At 37.1% G+C, this 17,248-nt stretch carries 15 protein-coding genes; 2 read left to right on the top strand and 13 right to left on the bottom strand.

Annotated features, from left to right (window positions below):
* Window positions 1-45: 45 nt before the first annotated feature.
* Together IE199_RS02710 and IE199_RS02700 are read left to right on the top strand one after the other, a co-directional pair.
* Complete coding sequence (locus IE199_RS02710; protein WP_189767163.1) at window positions 46-186, top strand: hypothetical protein; 141 nt, start codon at window positions 46-48, stop codon at window positions 184-186.
* Window positions 187-462: 276 nt separating this feature from the next.
* On the top strand, window positions 463-753 hold the full coding sequence (locus tag IE199_RS02700) for a DUF6170 family protein (RefSeq protein ID WP_189767162.1): 291 nt from the start codon (window positions 463-465) through the stop codon (window positions 751-753).
* 329 nt (window positions 754-1,082) lie between these two features.
* Here the strand turns inward: IE199_RS02700 and IE199_RS02695 are convergent, their stop codons facing one another.
* From IE199_RS02695 to IE199_RS02635, 13 genes are all read right to left on the bottom strand, one after another.
* The gene (locus IE199_RS02695; protein ID WP_189767161.1) at window positions 1,083-2,399 is read right to left on the bottom strand and encodes a hypothetical protein; all 1,317 of its coding nucleotides are present in this window, start codon (window positions 2,397-2,399) and stop codon (window positions 1,083-1,085) included.
* Window positions 2,396-3,796 (bottom strand): oligosaccharide flippase family protein, encoded by a 1,401-nt coding sequence (locus IE199_RS02690; protein WP_189767160.1) that lies wholly within the window; start codon window positions 3,794-3,796, stop codon window positions 2,396-2,398. Before IE199_RS02690 ends, IE199_RS02695 begins: the two co-directional genes overlap by 4 nt.
* Window positions 3,797-3,945: 149 nt before the next feature.
* Window positions 3,946-4,842, bottom strand: coding sequence for a Wzz/FepE/Etk N-terminal domain-containing protein (locus IE199_RS02685; protein ID WP_189767159.1), 897 nt, complete (start codon window positions 4,840-4,842; stop codon window positions 3,946-3,948).
* Window positions 4,843-4,862: 20 nt separating this feature from the next.
* Complete coding sequence (locus IE199_RS02680) at window positions 4,863-5,990, bottom strand: glycosyltransferase family 4 protein (RefSeq protein ID WP_189767158.1); 1,128 nt, start codon at window positions 5,988-5,990, stop codon at window positions 4,863-4,865.
* On the bottom strand, window positions 5,987-7,144 hold the full coding sequence (locus tag IE199_RS02675; protein WP_189767157.1) for a hypothetical protein: 1,158 nt from the start codon (window positions 7,142-7,144) through the stop codon (window positions 5,987-5,989). The genes IE199_RS02680 and IE199_RS02675 overlap by 4 nt, the downstream gene beginning before the upstream one ends.
* The gene (locus IE199_RS02670; protein WP_189767156.1) at window positions 7,144-8,157 is read right to left on the bottom strand and encodes a glycosyltransferase; all 1,014 of its coding nucleotides are present in this window, start codon (window positions 8,155-8,157) and stop codon (window positions 7,144-7,146) included. Before IE199_RS02670 ends, IE199_RS02675 begins: the two co-directional genes overlap by 1 nt.
* Before the next feature lie 6 nt (window positions 8,158-8,163).
* Entirely contained in the window at window positions 8,164-9,039 is an 876-nt protein-coding gene (locus IE199_RS02665; RefSeq protein WP_189767155.1) for a glycosyltransferase family 2 protein, read from the bottom strand.
* 14 nt (window positions 9,040-9,053) lie between these two features.
* A complete protein-coding gene (rfbA, locus tag IE199_RS02660; protein WP_189767154.1) occupies window positions 9,054-9,938 on the bottom strand; it encodes a glucose-1-phosphate thymidylyltransferase RfbA in 885 nt (294 codons plus the stop codon).
* Between the two features lie 59 nt (window positions 9,939-9,997).
* Complete coding sequence (locus IE199_RS02655; protein ID WP_189767153.1) at window positions 9,998-11,077, bottom strand: TDP-N-acetylfucosamine:lipid II N-acetylfucosaminyltransferase family protein; 1,080 nt, start codon at window positions 11,075-11,077, stop codon at window positions 9,998-10,000.
* A 19-nt stretch (window positions 11,078-11,096) separates the two neighbouring features.
* Window positions 11,097-12,167, bottom strand: a complete 1,071-nt coding sequence (rfbB, locus tag IE199_RS02650; RefSeq protein WP_229854495.1) for a dTDP-glucose 4,6-dehydratase — start codon at window positions 12,165-12,167, stop codon at window positions 11,097-11,099.
* 104 nt (window positions 12,168-12,271) lie between these two features.
* Complete coding sequence (locus tag IE199_RS02645) at window positions 12,272-13,375, bottom strand: DegT/DnrJ/EryC1/StrS family aminotransferase (RefSeq protein ID WP_189767152.1); 1,104 nt, start codon at window positions 13,373-13,375, stop codon at window positions 12,272-12,274.
* A gap of 151 nt (window positions 13,376-13,526) precedes the next feature.
* A complete protein-coding gene (locus IE199_RS02640) occupies window positions 13,527-14,879 on the bottom strand; it encodes a Slr4 family S-layer protein (protein ID WP_189767151.1) in 1,353 nt (450 codons plus the stop codon).
* Between the two features lie 295 nt (window positions 14,880-15,174).
* On the bottom strand, window positions 15,175-17,247 hold the full coding sequence (locus IE199_RS02635; RefSeq protein WP_189767150.1) for a secretin GspD/PilQ domain-containing protein: 2,073 nt from the start codon (window positions 17,245-17,247) through the stop codon (window positions 15,175-15,177).
* Window position 17,248: the final 1 nt, after the last annotated feature.

The following is a 17,248-nucleotide window of genomic DNA, read 5'->3' as shown; positions in this document are numbered from 1 at the left end:
GCGCTGATAAGCCCTTTGGCGAATAAAGAAGCGATGACACAGCATATGAAACAAATATCACAAGCAACAGACTATGGCCGCCATGCGGTAGTCATGATGGATGGTGCAGGCTGCCATACTTTTGATATAGCAAAGCCATTTGATAACGTCACACTCATCAAATTGCCACGTACTCCCCAAAGTTAAACCCAATTGAACAGGTTTGGCAGTGGCTACGTCAGCGATATTTATCAAATAAAGTATTCAAAGGATATGACGACATTGTTGAGGTTTGCTCTGATACGTGGAACTCATTTCGAGCTGACATAAATACAGTAAAATCTTTGCGCTCTAGAGATTGGATAAAACTGACTGATTTACTAAATGGTATAACAGCTTTGAATTTTTTAAAATTGAATAGATTTATGTTAGAATTTTCGCCTTTATCAAAATTTGAACAAGAACACTAGGCCTAATTTCTCAATGAAATACTTTATATCATCTCAGCAAGTGCCGGCATTATCCGATTTATCGACTAAAGAAAGGTTTGAGCGCATTGTTGCAACGCAACAACTATTTACTGCACCTGAAAGGCTAATATTAAACCTATTTAAGTTAGTGCTGCTCATCCCACCGTTTATTTTCCTTGCGCGACAGGACTGGGGGGTATTTATTCTAAGTAGTGTGTTATCGGTAGCAGCTTATATTGTCATTTTAAACCCAATTAAACTATTTTTTATTGACCGATATTTACAAAAGCAAGGACGCAAATAACAAACCTAAATTAATCAGTAACGGGGGGCAAACTAAACTTAAATAGTAAATCGTTTCTACATATTTTTTACAAAACCACTTGTTCAAGTTTGTAACTATCGTCATTACCTTTGAGTACAGCAATAATACGCGTTTTTGTAAATCATGACTTTTTTAACGTTACCGAATTCAAAATTCCAGAAAACTGCAATTATATTTGCCTCATGTTTAGAGAAGTAAAGACCGTGAAAAACCGTTATGCCTCTCAACATGAATTCTGACCTTACGAAATGTCAATAATTTTTGGTAATGAAACGAACAAAGAAGTCCACTGTAGCTCCTCCAATCACTCAAACGACCACTATACATTGGCTTTTAATAATGACTTCATTGTTATGATGAATAGCAATAGATTTTGTTTCTTTACTGTAGTTTGCAATAAAGGTTTTACCATTCCTCAACGTAATAAAATCAACGTCAGGAATATTAATTGACTTCTCAGTTGGAATACAAAGACTCAGATCTATCCCTAATATTGCTGAAGACGCAGGTGCATATTGACGGTATTGCATATATAACTCTCTCATCCAGTCTTCACTTTCACCTAAACAAAAAAGTATAACTATTGATTCTAATATTTCGTTAGCTACCCCTGTGCCTGAGCTTTTTCTTTGTATAAAGTTGGTGTAAGAGCGAGATTTTAAACAGTACTTCAACCCTCGTTTTGCAATTGAAGTGAGAGAAGATGTTAATTGATTAGTTCCTTTTTGCTCTATATTCAGCCAGAGCAATAAGCGAGAAATATCCCATATATTAACAATATGATATTCAATAGATTGGCCTGATAACCGTAAATCTCTTTCAATATATCCATCATCAAATATCAAAGCGTGATGTTTTTTCTTAAAATGATAACGAACTCTTTGATAATAAATACGTTCGATTAATGCTGATGCTACTCTTGCTAACAGAGCTTTTCTACCGCTCAACCTAGATAAAAGTCCCCTAAAAATTCGGTCTACTTTTGATAAAAAACCAGTTATTCGATTAGTTTCATTAATAAACTCTCCAAGAGTTTTCAAGGCCTTATCAACTAACATATGTTGGCTGTCACAAAGTTCACCATAATGCCTAAACATAAGTAAAGTAATCAAGGTATCGATATGGGTATTCAAAATAAGTCTATTATGTTTTGCAAATCCTAGAAAGTCTTCTCCATGCCAGTGGGGGTAAAATGAAAACTGATCAGATTCAAGTGAGTCATGTAAAAACCAAACATAGTTTTCATTCTCTTCTTTGTAACTAATATGCTGTTCCAGCGCTTCTTTAATGCAAACATCACTTTTGAGATTTGGAGTGTAATTACAGGCTAATAAAAGTGTTCTAAGAGCTGTGGATGTGAATCTTAAGTGAATCTCATTGTGCCCCCAACACCCACATATCCACAAAGAATTTCCACTATCTGACCAATTAAAATTCAGGCCATTTATTATTTTTTGACCAAGTTCAAGGTCTTTATTATTAAAAGCTATATTAAAAAGCGGTAGAGAGTCCATTTCCATTCTACTACCATTTCTGTTATCTATAAGCCTTTCATTGTCGAAAAACGCGTCTAAATTTTTTTCTAAATCAACAACGGTGCAACTGCCGAGAATAGTAACTTTCATTTAAATATAACCTTAATGCTCTCTCGTTGTTTGTAAGCAAGTAATATGAATGAAACGATTAAAATAAAAGAACCGAAAAGACTTTGATTAACGCTATTGGGAATCAACAATAAAGGGCTATATGTCAAAACTACAGTAACGCAGAGCAAACAGACATAATAAAGCATTTTCTTCGTTTTGAAGGTTCGACAGCTTATTAAAAAGGAAGATAATGGAATAATTAATATCAGCATAATCAACTGAATTAAAGTCATTGCGTAAATGATACTGTTAATCCCTAATTGATAAGTTGACAGTAATGCTAAAGGAATTAAAAGCGTGCCTAATAAGTTCCAATATAAACCAACCTCTGGTCGATTACATGCTAGCCAGAGTGTTGATATTGGCGCGGTAGCAAATCGAATGATAAACCAAGCGCAAATCAACAACGCTAAATCTAAGTAGTTTGTGAAGTTATCACCAAGAAGCAAAGCAACGGCAAATTCAATATTGACAGATATGAATGCATAGGCAAAAAAAGTAAGTATCAGATTTAAGATGAAATAATTCAGGAAAGATATAGTTATCTGTTCACCTAATCGTCTTTTTTCGACTAAAAGAGGATAGAAAAAGCGATGAAATGTTTGAAACATTATTTCACCAACTTTAATGAACATATTTTTAATAACTGAATATATTCCCCCCTGTTCAGAACCTAAAAGTTTTGTTATCAAAAGTATGTCTAAGTTTCTACACAAAAAACTAAGACTAAATTCTCCCAATTGAAATTTTGAGAAGTTTAATATAGGTTTTATCACTTCAAGTTTCGGAACTGTGTTTAACTTTATTAATTTGAAAGAGAATGGAAGTAAAAGAATAAAGTAAGATATCGCAGAACTTAGATTTGAACTGGCTAGTACGGTAATTCCGTCTAATTTTTCGATAAGTAAAATCACCGTTATTAGCGATATTACTTTTGAGGTAATGAGGCATTTACTTATTAGTTCTATTCGCATTTGCTTTTGTAACAACGCTTGGAAAATCGTAGACATGGTGACAAATGGCAGAGCAAGTAAAAGTAAAGGAATCAAATAAGTAAGCTCAGGAATTTTGTAATATGCTGAGATGACAGGACTAAAAAACCAGGCCAGCATGTAAATAAATAGTGCAAGAAACAGCCCTAAATACAAAGTTTGACCAGCAAGCTTTTTGTTCAAATTGTCATGGCTTATCAGTGCATTCCCCAAGCCAGATTCAGAAAAGAGTTGACAAAAACCAAGCACAACAACCGCAATAGCAAAAATACCAAACTCATTAGCATTGAGGTAATGGGCGAGATAACTTAGCTTTATAACGTCAATTGCTGCTCCACCAATGGATGCAAAAGCACTCCAAGAAATCTTTTTTATATTTTTCACTGTTGAATGTATCTTATTACAAAGGAGATTGAGTATATTTAAATTATATACTTCGTCACTGCGTTATTTCTCATATATCATAATGGCTGAAAACATACTTTTATATTCACAGCCAGGAACAAAAAACAGTACTCAATTAGTCAAACACTTCATATTACACGATGTTCTTTCAATGCAAAAAATATAGGGCGAAAACTAAGTAATACCAATGACAACATAAAACCACAGAAAAAACCCATTACTACGATAAGAGCCCGTCTCGGTTTAAACTTGGATTCAGGAGTTTTTACTAGCCCCACTTTCTTTAAAATGTATTCTTCTCTTACTTCTGCTAGCATGAGCTTTTTCATTTGCTCTTGAAGCAATTGATAAAATACGGTTCTCATTTCACTGATATTAGTGCTATCAACTTTTTCACTCAAATAATCAATATTGTTTTTCGAGTCCTGCATATCATTTGCTTGAATTTTCTTATTAATCGCCATTAGTAAGTCGTCTAGCCATTTAGCAGCCAATTCAGGGGAGTAATAGTCAAGACTTGCGGTGATAATCGGACTATTTTTTTGTTGTCTTAAAATAACCCGCTCTTTAAGTTCATTGAAGATTAACCAATCACTAGGTTCTTCGCTCACACCATCGTTCATTTTCCACGTCATGGTTTGATTATCAAAAACACTATCGTCGTAAATAAGCTCATTACTGGCTTTATTCCAACCTACCACAGCATATAAATAGACTTTCAAATTATGCTTACGAATGAATTCGTCAGCAAAAGACCAGTCGTCAATTAGCGCAAGCGCAAGCGCCACTTTTTCATTGGCACCACCGCCAACATTTAAGCCAGCGAGCGACGCAATACCACCTAACTGCCCAGCCATTGCCCCTAAGCCACTGGCTTGCTCTTCATTTACAGGCATTAGCATGACTTCGGCTTTATATTCTTCCGCAGTATTAATCGCAAGGATTGCACTTCCCAGTGTAAATAAAGCCGTTATAGTGATAACCAACCACTTGAAACGTACAACATCTTTTAAAAAATCTATCACGATATTTCCATTAATTGTTATTAAGTTAGCGCTTGACGATACAATTGCTCGTATTCATCTACCATACGTTGTGTCGTAAAATTGTTTAAAATCCTTTCTTTAGCAGCTTTTCCTAAACGCAGCCTTTCATCAGGATGGTCGAGCAAATAGTTTAGTTTTTCAGCCACTTGTTCAGGTTGATGAGGAGCTACTAATAACCCTGTTTTTTCATGGGCAATCACTTCGGGGATGCCCTCTACATTGGTAGCAACCGTTGGTAACTCATACAAACCAGCCTCAGCAAATACTAATCCGAATGCTTCAAATATCGACGGCACACAAAAAATGTCGGCTTGCTGGTAAACGGGTGTTTTATCGGTGACCCAGCCCAAAAACTCAACAACGTCACTCAGTTCATTTTGCTCTACATAATACTGACATTGAGCCATCAACTCACCATCTCCAGCAATTTTAACGTTAAAGTCAGTTCGGTTATATCGATTTTTCAACAATTTAGTTGCTTTTAACAAAGTTAAAGGATCTTTTGCCCTTTCTATCCTAGACAAAAACAGTATCGACAGTTTGTCGTTTCTGTTTGTATCATGCCTTATGTCTTCTATTGGCAATGTTACTGGAATGCCGTTATAAATAACGCGGAACTTTTTGTCTCGTATATATGGATAATATGGTCGATAATAAGCGCTAACAGACGTCAAATAATGCCCGAACAGGCTAGCAACACACTCAACTAAATAGAAAAACAAACGCTTTGCCCAAGGTTCATTTTTATGAAACGCAACGCCATGGATAGTGTGTATCACAGCTTTAACACCTGCAAATCGTGCTGCAATACGTGCTAAAATACCAGGTTTAGTTGAGTGCGAATGCACAATATCAAATTGATGGGATTTAAACAGTGAAAATAAGTCTTTTAGTGCGGTCATGTCTTGAATGCCAATTTCTCGCTTGAGCGATTTGACACGCAAAATCGTCACACCAGCTTTTGCAAAACGTGTTGCGAACTCCTCTGATTCGATATCATCGTCAGCGCAGATTAAATATTTGTCATAAACAGCACTGTCTAATCCATTTAATACATCTAAGGATATATTTTGAACCCCTGATAAAATCGGGAGAACTTGTACATGGGCAATTTTGATCTTATTCATATGGCAAACAACGAGACAACGAAGAGTAGCCCAAAAATACCAACAAAAGCAGACGTTTCAATTGCAGTCAATGACGTATCAAAAGGCTTATTTTGTTCAGTAAAAGGCAAACTTATAGATAAAAAGAGTAAAGTAAGAATGATCGCACGTTGTCGAACGTCGGCAGAACCGTACGCGACCATGTAAATAACTAAAATAGCCATTCCTAATGCGAAAGCAAATACTGCCGCAGGGCTTTGAAACACCGATTGATACCAAGATTTAATATTTTTCGGCAGCACAACGATAAACCAGGTAAGTGCAGCATAATAAACATAGTGTAAAAAAGTGAGTACCACCGCCTGAGAATCAAGGAATGGTTGGACAAAATGGTCCTTATGATAAAAATAATGAAACGGAGTAGGCCCTAAAATAACCTTCGGTAATGAAGCTATAGATATCCCTGAAGTCCCCACAGACGCCTCGTCAGACCAACTGGATGCAACGTACATAATTACGCCCCATTGTGTGACTAGAATAGCACCCATCGCGATAATACTGCCCCCCCAAAAAATGATTTTAAGCCATTTCGAAGCGTTGGTAAAAACAAATGGTGTGCCAGATAAGGGTAAAAACAAAAACGCAAAAGGCCTAACAAGCATCATCGCCCAAATTGAAGTTAGTATCGCTATACTGCTGACAAACTTCGATTTTAATCGACTAACAACCCCAATAGCCAGTAAGCAAACAATCAAAAAATAGTTGTCTTTGAAAAGATTAACACTTAAATAAATGACAGTGTGGCTGATTAAAACCAGACAATAGAACATACTATTACTTTTTCTCAATGACCAAATAATCGCGAAGGCCATAAAAGCACACTGAACAACAAGTGCGTAATAAATATTGTCAAATGGGTGCGTTAGCAATTTCAACGACGCAGGATAATAGTAAAAAAGATAATCTGATATATATTCCCAAGGAGAGTTATATCCTGTGTAGTAAAGGTGTGTATCTGACGGCTTTATATTTATTTGAAATGCAGCTTCTATCCCCTCTAAACCAGCTAATGCAATTAAGGTGTAACAGAAAAACGTATACGCGGCATAAAAGCCTAGTTTTTCGTACTTAATCGCTATTGATAGACTTAATAAGATGATAGCTGCACCGAACACTATGCGATGATTCCCAATAGTTTCTTAAACTGCTTTTCACCATAAACTGCGTCAAATTCATTTTTACTAAAAATCAAAGTATTTGACAGGATTGCCTTGGCGATTTCGTCAAAATGTTCTAGTTTAAATATATTTTCACTAGGCAAAATATATTTGTTAACTTCCATATCATACCCAAAAACGATGCACTGTTTAGTTTTAGCTTCCAAAACCGCCATCGGCATCATTTCGTAATTATTGTATGAAGAGAAAAAGAAGTAATCTGATAATTCAAGGAACTGAAGAGGTTGTTCTTGATAACCCAAAAATCTAATATTTTCCAAAGAAAGTTCTTCGGCTCTATTCTTTGCTAATAAAAGTTCTTCACCATCACCTACGACTAAAAATAAATAGTCACCGGCTGGTAAATGAGCAGCTAGCTCTACTAAATGAACAGCGTTTTTGCCCTGTTTTACAGCTCCGACGAATGAAATTACCTTTCGAGCCCCCTTTTCCGCAATAATATCATTCAACTGAGTATTGACGCTTACATTGTCAACATACGTTTTGGAATGAATATAATTGTTGAAATAAAAAATTTTCTTTTTGCTAAAGTGTTTTGCTAGTAACTTCTCCGAGATAGGCGTAATTTGCACCACTTTTTCTAGAAAACATTGAGTAAAAGATATTAACTTTAACTTACTGGAACTATAGGCTAGATGTTGAATAAAACACAGTTTCACGCGGTTAAAGAAAATCAACTTGAATAATATACCGATCGCTAAAGCTCTAATAGAATGACATATCAACCATGAATTCTTTTCCTTGTCCGACGTAATAACACCAAAAATAAAACAAAGATAACGCCGATAGTTATTAACTAAATGTATTCCCTCGTCATTACTTTTTCTACTGTCTTTAAGCGCTAAAACGCTAGCATCTAGACCTATATCCCTGATGGTTTGGTTGTACGTTATTGCAACTCGTTCACCTCCACCGAAGCAAAATTTATCTAACAATTGAATTACTTTCATGCTTTACTACTTATTAAGAACCAAATTAATATTATCTTTTAACACATGTAACAGCCCGCTAAACTTTACCGTTTTAAAAACATAGGAATAATACGTGGAGAGTTTTTTACTTTTTATAGCAATATAAAACATTTGCCGACCAAGATAAGCTCTTGCTCCGGTACTTGTCATATACTGTTTGTATTGTTCAAACCACTCGATAGAAAACAATAAGTCGCCTCCTTTACGAACTACACTGCCCTCACCTGGTAACGTAATCCAGTTTGCCAGCGGCATATCAATAAATTCAAACTGAGCTCCCTCATTCTCAGCCCTTAGAATAAAATCATAGTCCTGATGCCTGACAAGAGCAGGATTAAATTTTAAGGACTTAGCAAAACTCGTCTTGAGTAAGAAAGTCGTCGTTTGCATCAACCCATCAAACCTAAATAAATAATCACTGACACTAACAGCTTCGATTTTTCTTTGTAAAGGCAAGATTTCAGGTGATTTGGAGTTATCAGCAAATACTTTATTAAGGGCACTGTAAACTATTGTTTTATCGTGTGAACCAGTACTTTTAAACTTCTCGAGTTGCAGTGCTAGCTTTTGTGGCTCCCAAGTGTCATCTGAATCTAAAAATGCAATAAAGTCACCTTTGGCTAGCTCTATTCCAGTGTTACGTGCTTGTGCGCCATTTTTATTTGTCTCGTGGCGAATATAACGGATTTTATCCAATCCAAAAGAAGCGATGATTGCTTGTGCTTTTTCGGAATCCTTAGAACAATCATCGACAACAATCAATTCCCAACATTTATGGCTTTGCGCGATTACAGAGTTGATCAAAGGCCCTAAACATTCAGAGCGATTATAATATGGAACAATAATACTAACTAAATACAAAATAAGTCCCTATGTTACTTAATGCCATTATCAGTTGATGAAATCAGTTTTTCTATATACTCGCCATAACCAGTCTTGCTAAGTGGTTCGATTAAGTCGCGTATTTCAGCCACTGTTAACCACCCTTGATTAAAGGCAATTTCTTCTAAACAAGCAATTTTAAAACCTTGGCGTCTCTCTACTGTGTGAACAAACGAAGAAGCTTCCATCAAGCTATCGTGCGTACCTGTGTCTAACCATGCAAAACCTCGCCCTAACACTTCAACCTTGAGCTGTTTTCGCTCTAAATATTTTTGGTTAATACAGGTAATTTCGAGCTCTCCACGATGCGAGGGCTCTACTTGTTTTGCAATTTCAACCACTTGATTATCATAAAAATATAGCCCAGTTACAGCATAAGATGACTTCGGCTCTTTGGGTTTTTCTTCTATAGAAAGTGCATTATAGTCTTCGTCAATTTCAACTACACCAAATCGTTCAGGATCATGAACTTGGTAGGCAAATACCGCCGCCCCTGCTTCTATTGAAGCCGCTTTAATCAACTTAGGAGAAAAGTTGCTACCATAAAAGATATTATCCCCCAAAATTAAACAGACACTGCTCGTGCCGATAAAGCTTTCACCGATAATAAATGCTTCTGCTAAACCATTAGGCTTTACTTGTTCACGATATTCAATAGATATACCAAATCGACTACCATCTCCAAGTAGATTTATAAACTGATGTTTGTCTTCAGGTGTCGTGATAATGAGGACTTCTCTAATTCCCGCTAACATTAACACAGACAACGGATAATAAATCATTGGCTTATCGTAGACCGGCAAAAGTTGTTTCGAAACACCTTGGGTAATTGGGAACAAACGTGTTCCACTGCCACCGGCAAGTATAATACCTTTCATTATGTGTAATACCTTGTTATTCAGTTCAATGGGGAAAGTCGAAAAATTATATCAGTTTTCTATACGGTAAATAAGCTGTTAATCATGTCAGCCCATTTGGGAGATAGCGCATCAATAGTATAGTTTTGTTCAAACAGCGTAGCATTGCGCGCATTTAACTTGCTAAAAAGCGCTACAACCTTTTCTTTTTCCGTCTTATCAAGCTCAATAGTGTCATTTAATTCGAACTCTAAAGCCGACAAATTTTCAAAACTAGACGTATCGCTTCTCAAAAAAACAGGTTTCCCCATTTGCAACATAGCATAGACAACATAAAGCCCTTGTTGCCTCTTATGACCTAATACGGCACCATCAACCGTATTAAGAAGATTATCGTAGGATTTTTTGTTTAACATATGAGTTATGGCGGTAAACTTCTCACCAAATATTTCATTTCCGAGCTGACAAATTTTTTCAACATAATCTTTATCGGCACCATAATTTAGTGGTGCTGTTATGATGATATCTTCACTAGCTAAAGGTCGCAGCAACTGCAACAACGTTGTATGCTCATTGCTAGGTGCAGCAGAGTTACCGACCAATATATGCACTGGCTTTGAAATATTGTCACGCCCATTAGGGTTAAAAACGAAATCGTTACTAATTAATGGGTATGGCAAAACACCAACGTTTGGTTTGCCAAAGGTGTTAACAGCCAGTTGTGCATCACCAGTATTTAAAGCGAAAACTCTATCGAATCGGTTTAATACAATACTATGAATAACCTTCGCCAGTTTTTGTTTTACCCCGCGTACTTCTTGAGAATGCCGATAAAGCTCAGCCCCCCACAATACACAACTACAGCGTTTTGCAATAGCGCGATATAGAAATTTACTGGCAATACCATTCAAATCAAACAAGCCATGAAATACAAACCGAGTAGATTTATGTAAGGCTTGCATTTCATTGACAAGCTCACGCCCAGTTCGATAAGTCTTTGCTTCAAACGGTAGCTCGAGCGTTTCATCCTCTGAAACTTTTCGTACCCAAAACTGCTGTTTTACATTTATTTGCTCAATCGACGTTAAAAAGCCTTGCATTGGAATGTAATGATGAGGGTTGCCATCAAAAATGTGAATGATTGAAGGTTGTGGTTTCAAGTTTTAGCCCCGGTCAAGCTTATTTTTCTACACCAAGACGCTCTCTTTGATAAGAGCCATCTTGCACAGCTTGGCACCACTGCAAATTATTCAAGTACCAACTTACCGTCTTACGAATGCCAGATTCAAACGTTTCTTCTGGTGTCCAACCAAGTTCACGTTCAATTTTTGATGCATCGATTGCATAACGTAAATCATGTCCTGGTCGGTCTTTAACATAGGTGATCAATTCGGCAAACTTTGTTATGCCCTGTGGTTTTTCTTCTACAAGCTCATCAAGAATGTGACAAATCGTTTTAACTACTTCAATATTCTGTTTCTCGTTATGACCACCAATATTATAAGTTTCGCCAACTTCACCTGTTGATACTACAGTAAAAAGCGCTTTAGCGTGGTCTTCAACATACAGCCAATCTCGAATTTGCTCGCCGTTACCATAAATAGGTAACGCTTTACCTTCTATAGCATTTAAGATCACCAAAGGAATAAGCTTTTCTGGAAAATGATATGGACCATAGTTGTTTGAACAATTAGTTATAATCACAGGCAGCCCATACGTTCTATGCCATGCTCGCACTAGGTGGTCTGAACTTGCTTTACTTGCAGAATAAGGTGAGCTTGGGTCATAACTTGTTGCTTCGGTAAACAACAATCCTGAATTAGCCAAGTCTCCATATACTTCATCTGTAGATATATGGTGAAAGCGAAATGATTCGCGCTTAGCAGGCGATAAATCATTCCAATACTGTCTTGCTACCTCAAGAAGCGTGTAAGTGCCGATAATATTCGTATGTATAAAGGCTGCAGGGCCATCGATGGAGCGATCTACATGAGACTCTGCCGCTAAATGCATTACCGCATCAGGTTCAAACTCGGTAAATACCTTGTGCATAGCAGCGCTGTCACAAATATCGGCGTGAACAAATTGATAATTGTCACTGACTCTAATGTCGTTTAATGACTGTAAATTTCCTGCATAAGTCAACTTATCAACATTAACCACTTCAATGGTTTCACTTAAAGATAAAAGATACCGAATAACAGCACTACCTATAAATCCAGCACCGCCTGTTACTATAATTTTTTTCATATACATCCATTGAGTTTCATCAGCAAATTTTTCGGTCGCCATTATACGCCGTAGCACGTAAATAATGCGAGTCTTGATTACAAAGTTAAACACCTATTGGTGATTTAAGTGGTAGTCCTACCTCGGTATTGCTTGATTACGTTGATGAGCATATCGCTAATCAATTTCACGTCTGTAAGTTGAAGGTCCGCATACAGGGGTAAACACATAATACGACTTGCAATATCGTTGGCTATTGGGGTAACGCCTCGCTGCCCGAATGATTCCACTAATGAAAGTGATGGATAAAAATAGCGCCTAGCTTGAATGCCCTCAACAGCAAGCACATTAATAACATGTAACAATTCAGCTTCATTTTTAAGTAAAACAGGCATGTACGCACCATTATCAGTGACGTTTGCTTGCCATGTTTGAAAACTCATGTAAGTGTTAAGCCTGTCATAGTAGGCGGCTTTTAATTGCTGGCGATGCTTAATCAATGCATCTATAAACGTTAAGTTGGTTAAGCCCATTGCTGCATGTACTTCACTTAGCTTACCGTTTGTTCCAATGAACTCAGGTACTTGTTGACTGTTTAGGCCAAAATTAACTAACAATTTTGCTTTTTCATAAACAGCCTTATCTTTGAAAACAACAGCACCACCTTCAACAGTATGAAATAACTTAGTAGCATGAAAGCTCAAAGTCGCAGCGTCTCCATATGCCAACACAGAGCGATTGTTAATCGTTGTAGCAAAAGCATGTGCGGCATCGTAAATAACTTTACAGTTATGTTTTTTGGCAACTGCTGCAATTTCATCAACCTGACATGGGTGACCAAAAACATGTACCGGCACAATCGCATCAGCTAGAGAGAGTGTTTTATCATCAACAGACGCAATGTCTAAAGTAAAAGATTCTGAGCTAATATCAGCAAATACCGGTGTATTGTGTTGCCAACAAATAGAACTTGTAGTGGCGGCAAAAGTAAAAGGCGTAGTAATTACCAGGCCATCAACCTCTAAAGCGCGGTAGGCAATATCGAGTGCCATAGTGCCATTATTAACCAACAACAAATATTCGACATTTAAGTATTCAGCAAGTTTCCGTTCTAGTTCCTGCACCAACGGGCCGTTATTGGTCAACCAACCGTTATGATAAACTTTAGCCAATTGTTGTTGGTACTTTTCGAGTGGCGGAAAAAACGGTTTATTTACGGGGTATTTCAAAATAAGACTCAAGTGAAGCTAAATAGGCGGCTATTATAACGCTGCATTTGAAAATTGTCTTTAGCCGATGGGCTCATATAAAGTTATTGATATTTTATTGCTAAAAAAAAACGCGCCGAAGCGCGTTTTTTTTTAACTTAAACTAACAATATTAGTTAGAAGTGTTTTCACCAACTAAGATACGATCTTGAGTTGGTTTATGGTAGTAAATACCTTTAACTTCAATGCCTGGTGAGTTAGTTGTAACGTTAATAGCAGCGTTACCTTTAACACCTGATGCAGCAGCAAAGTCTCTAACTTCTTGAGAAATATCAACAACAGACTTACCTGTTGAAGTGGCTGTTAATTCCTTAGAGTAAGTCATACCATCAGCGTGAAGAGTCACGGTAATAGCACCAACTACTGAACCAGAGTTAGTCACAGTAATTGACTGAGAGTAATCTGCACCAAATGGCATAAACGCGATATCAGTTGATGAACCATCTAAAGTGAAAGCACCAGCTGATGCTGCAGCTTCAGTCACAGATGTTGTACCATCAGTAAATACAGCTGAATGAGTGAACGATTGAGGAGCAGCGATTACAGAACCACCAGCAGCATTACCAACGTTTTTGAAACCAAACTTAGTTACAAGATCGATACCGCCGTTAACAGTTTGTACTGCCGTAAGTGTAGTTAGACCTGTATCAATTGCATATGCAACTGTGTCGGCAGCACCAACAGCAGTTGGAGAGAACGCGATTGCAGTTGCTAATTCACCTGGTTCTAATACACCATCAGCATCACCGCCATTTGCAGTTTTGTCATAGTCCATTAACCAACCAAAGTTACCTTTGATAGTATGAGTAACTTTGTTGAATGTTACTGCATCTACGTCAGAGGCGTTATCTGTAACAGTTACAGTTAATTCATCTAAATTTGGAGACGTCACGAACTGTGCACGACCGTTACCAGTTGATACTTGACCATTTAATTTAGTGTATGCAATCTCAGTTTGCTCGCGAACTGTAGCAACAGTAATTGCTGAAGCTTTGTCATATGCACCAATCAATGGGTTTACTGAAATTGCTTGAGTAGCCACTTTTATTTTTGTAGCATCAGCAACACCAGCCAACTTAACAGTAAAGTTGCCTAACACTAGTGCATCAGCTGCATCTACATCAGCGCCAGTAACACGAAAACGTGCAGTATTTGCATTAGAAAAGTCAACAAAAACTAACGTAGAAGTGGCATTTGTTGGAGTACCATCAGCTAACGTTGGAGTAACTGTTGTATCAAACGTTGCACCTGACAAAGTAACTTCTACAATATCGTTAACGATATAATCAACGCCCACATCGATTGTAATATCTGCTACATCAGTATGTTGGATTATAGCAGAGCCAGTCGCGGTATTACCTTCTTTAGCAACATTAATAGCAGTAGCAGAAAGAGAAGCAGCATTTGCAGCACCAGTTAAAGCAGCTGCTGAAACCGCCAAAGCGATTAGTGATTTTTTCAACATTTTTTATGTCCTTTGTTTCATGAAACTTGAAGTATCAAATAATTTTAATACCCAAGATTTATTTTTCGTTAAATTTACACTTAGGTAATTAACACTTAGGCCGTCGCCTAAGCGACTTCTAACATGGCTAAGTTTAAGCCCAGATTTAATATTGTCAACATCAATTTTTCTTCAAACGTTTGATGTCTTCAATCAAAATTATCCGCCTTCACTTAGCACGTAGCAGACGTTACCTAATATTGTTAACCAATACAACCCTTAAGTTTTAATTTTTTCATATTAATGGCTGTTTTTATTAATTAATATCAATATTTGTAAGCTCAGAAATAAATTTCGTCTTTATATCACTCCACTCTTCACCTGAATCTATGACTTTTGGTGTCACCATCACAACAAGTTCAGTCTTGCCAGACGAATCCTCTGTAGAGTCAAATAAACTGCCAATAACAGGAATACTTGAGAAAAAAGGCACAGACTTATCATTAACTGTACGGTTTTCACTGATTAGCCCCCCCAAAATAATCGTTTGACCACTTTCGGCAACTACTTCTGTATCTATACTACGCTCAAAAATAATCGGGGCACCTTCTACTGATGAACCACCAGATTCTTGATTGCTGATCTTTTGGTCTATTTCCATGATCACAACTCCCCTGGCGTTTATCGTCGGTTTTACTCTAAGCTCCACCCCTGTTTTTCGATATACGATTGAAGTTTGACTACCATTAACAGGGTCAGTAACTATACTTCCGACTGTAGGTATATCATCGCCAACCGTAATGTTTGCCGTGACACCATCGCGGACCAAAAGGCTAGGCCTAGAAAGCACGTTAATATTGGTGTTCTTTTGCATCAAGTTTAGTGAAAATCTGCCATCTGCCCCAGTCAATACATAAGACAATCCTGAAGCGTTACTTTTTAGGTTAAATCCACCTACTTTACTAGCAACCCCCTGATTGGTGAGTTCAAATTCAACGCCCTGTTTGTAGTCATCAGACAATTTAACTTCGGCAATTACAACCTCTAGGATAACTTGTCTTGGCATAACATCAAGGCGTTTAATAAGAGGTAAAAACTGTCGATACTTATTGCCAGTCGTACTAAAAATAAGTGAATTTGCTCGTTCATCAACCACCATTGTCATATCTGAATTTGAAGAAGCTTGAGCGCTTATTTGAGAGCTAGTATTAGCACTATTGTTTTCACGTTCGGCTGAGGTAGTATTACCTGCACTTCTATTATCGCCAATACCTCCGCCGGAAATTAACACACTGAGACTGGTGCCTAAATCTGTTGCTCTTGCAAACTGTGGTTGATAAATAAAATACTGTTTTTCATTTCCACTAGGAGCTTGGTCAATTTGATCTGCCCAAAACAAGGTTCGGTCAATAAGAGCTTGATTATTTGCAAAAATAACCACAGTTCCAATTCTATCAAGTGAAACTAAAGACACGGCTAAATCGTTAAGGTTCTGCCCACTAACTGAAACACCGTCTTGTTTTAATAGTTCAGGCAGTTTTTTTACTAAATCTTGGTTGCTAACAAACCTGGTTTTAAAGGTGCCTATGTGGCGATTCTTAAACAAGGGGCGATCTAGCAAATGAATTAACTCTAACGCTTTTATAATCTCTGCTCTTTTCCCCTGCAATATTAACGTATTTCGCTCGAAATCTGGCATCGCCTTAATTGACAATAGTTGCTTTAAGGTATTTGCCAATGATGTTTGCATGCCATATTCGAATGGTATCAACTGTACTATTGTCGATGCTACTGCTGGGACCTTATCAATATTTTTGCCATAACCAAAAGTAACACTACCTTGAACCGCATTATTTTGCGCTTTATGAATATAATAAATACCGTCTTCTAACCGAATTTCGTACCCATTCTCTCGAATCAGTTTTTCACTCAATTCGAAAAGCTTTTTTTCACTGATACTTGATTGCAAATTCAACGTTATTTGCTTTTGCTCATTTTTTACATTTTCACCAAGCACGTAATTAACTTTTAATAATTCTCCAAATACCGTATGGAGGTATTCATTTAATGGCAAATTATCTGAAGTAATAGTGACAAGGGCATTTGAACTAAAGTTACCAATTAAGTTTTGTTCAACTTTGACCTGTTGCAATGCTGGATTAAAGCCGGTAAGCATTTGTGCGTTTTTAACGTCTAGATTGGTTCCGTATTCAGGATTTTGAATTTCGCTATTTTTTTCACTGTCTAGGGTTTGTTTTGTTACCTTAGACCCTTTTAAATAGGAAGCCTCCACCGTTCTTTTTTTTGTATCAGTAACTGAGCATGCAGACAGAGACAAAACGAGTAAGCAGGTCAGCGACATTTCTATGATTATATTTTTGTTTTTCATA

Origin of the sequence: Thalassotalea marina (assembly GCF_014656435.1) — a bacterium.
In the GTDB taxonomy this organism is placed as follows: domain Bacteria; phylum Pseudomonadota; class Gammaproteobacteria; order Enterobacterales; family Alteromonadaceae; genus Thalassotalea_C; species Thalassotalea_C marina.
Note: the sequence above shows the minus strand (reverse complement) of the source record. Positions and strands in the feature narration are given on the sequence as shown.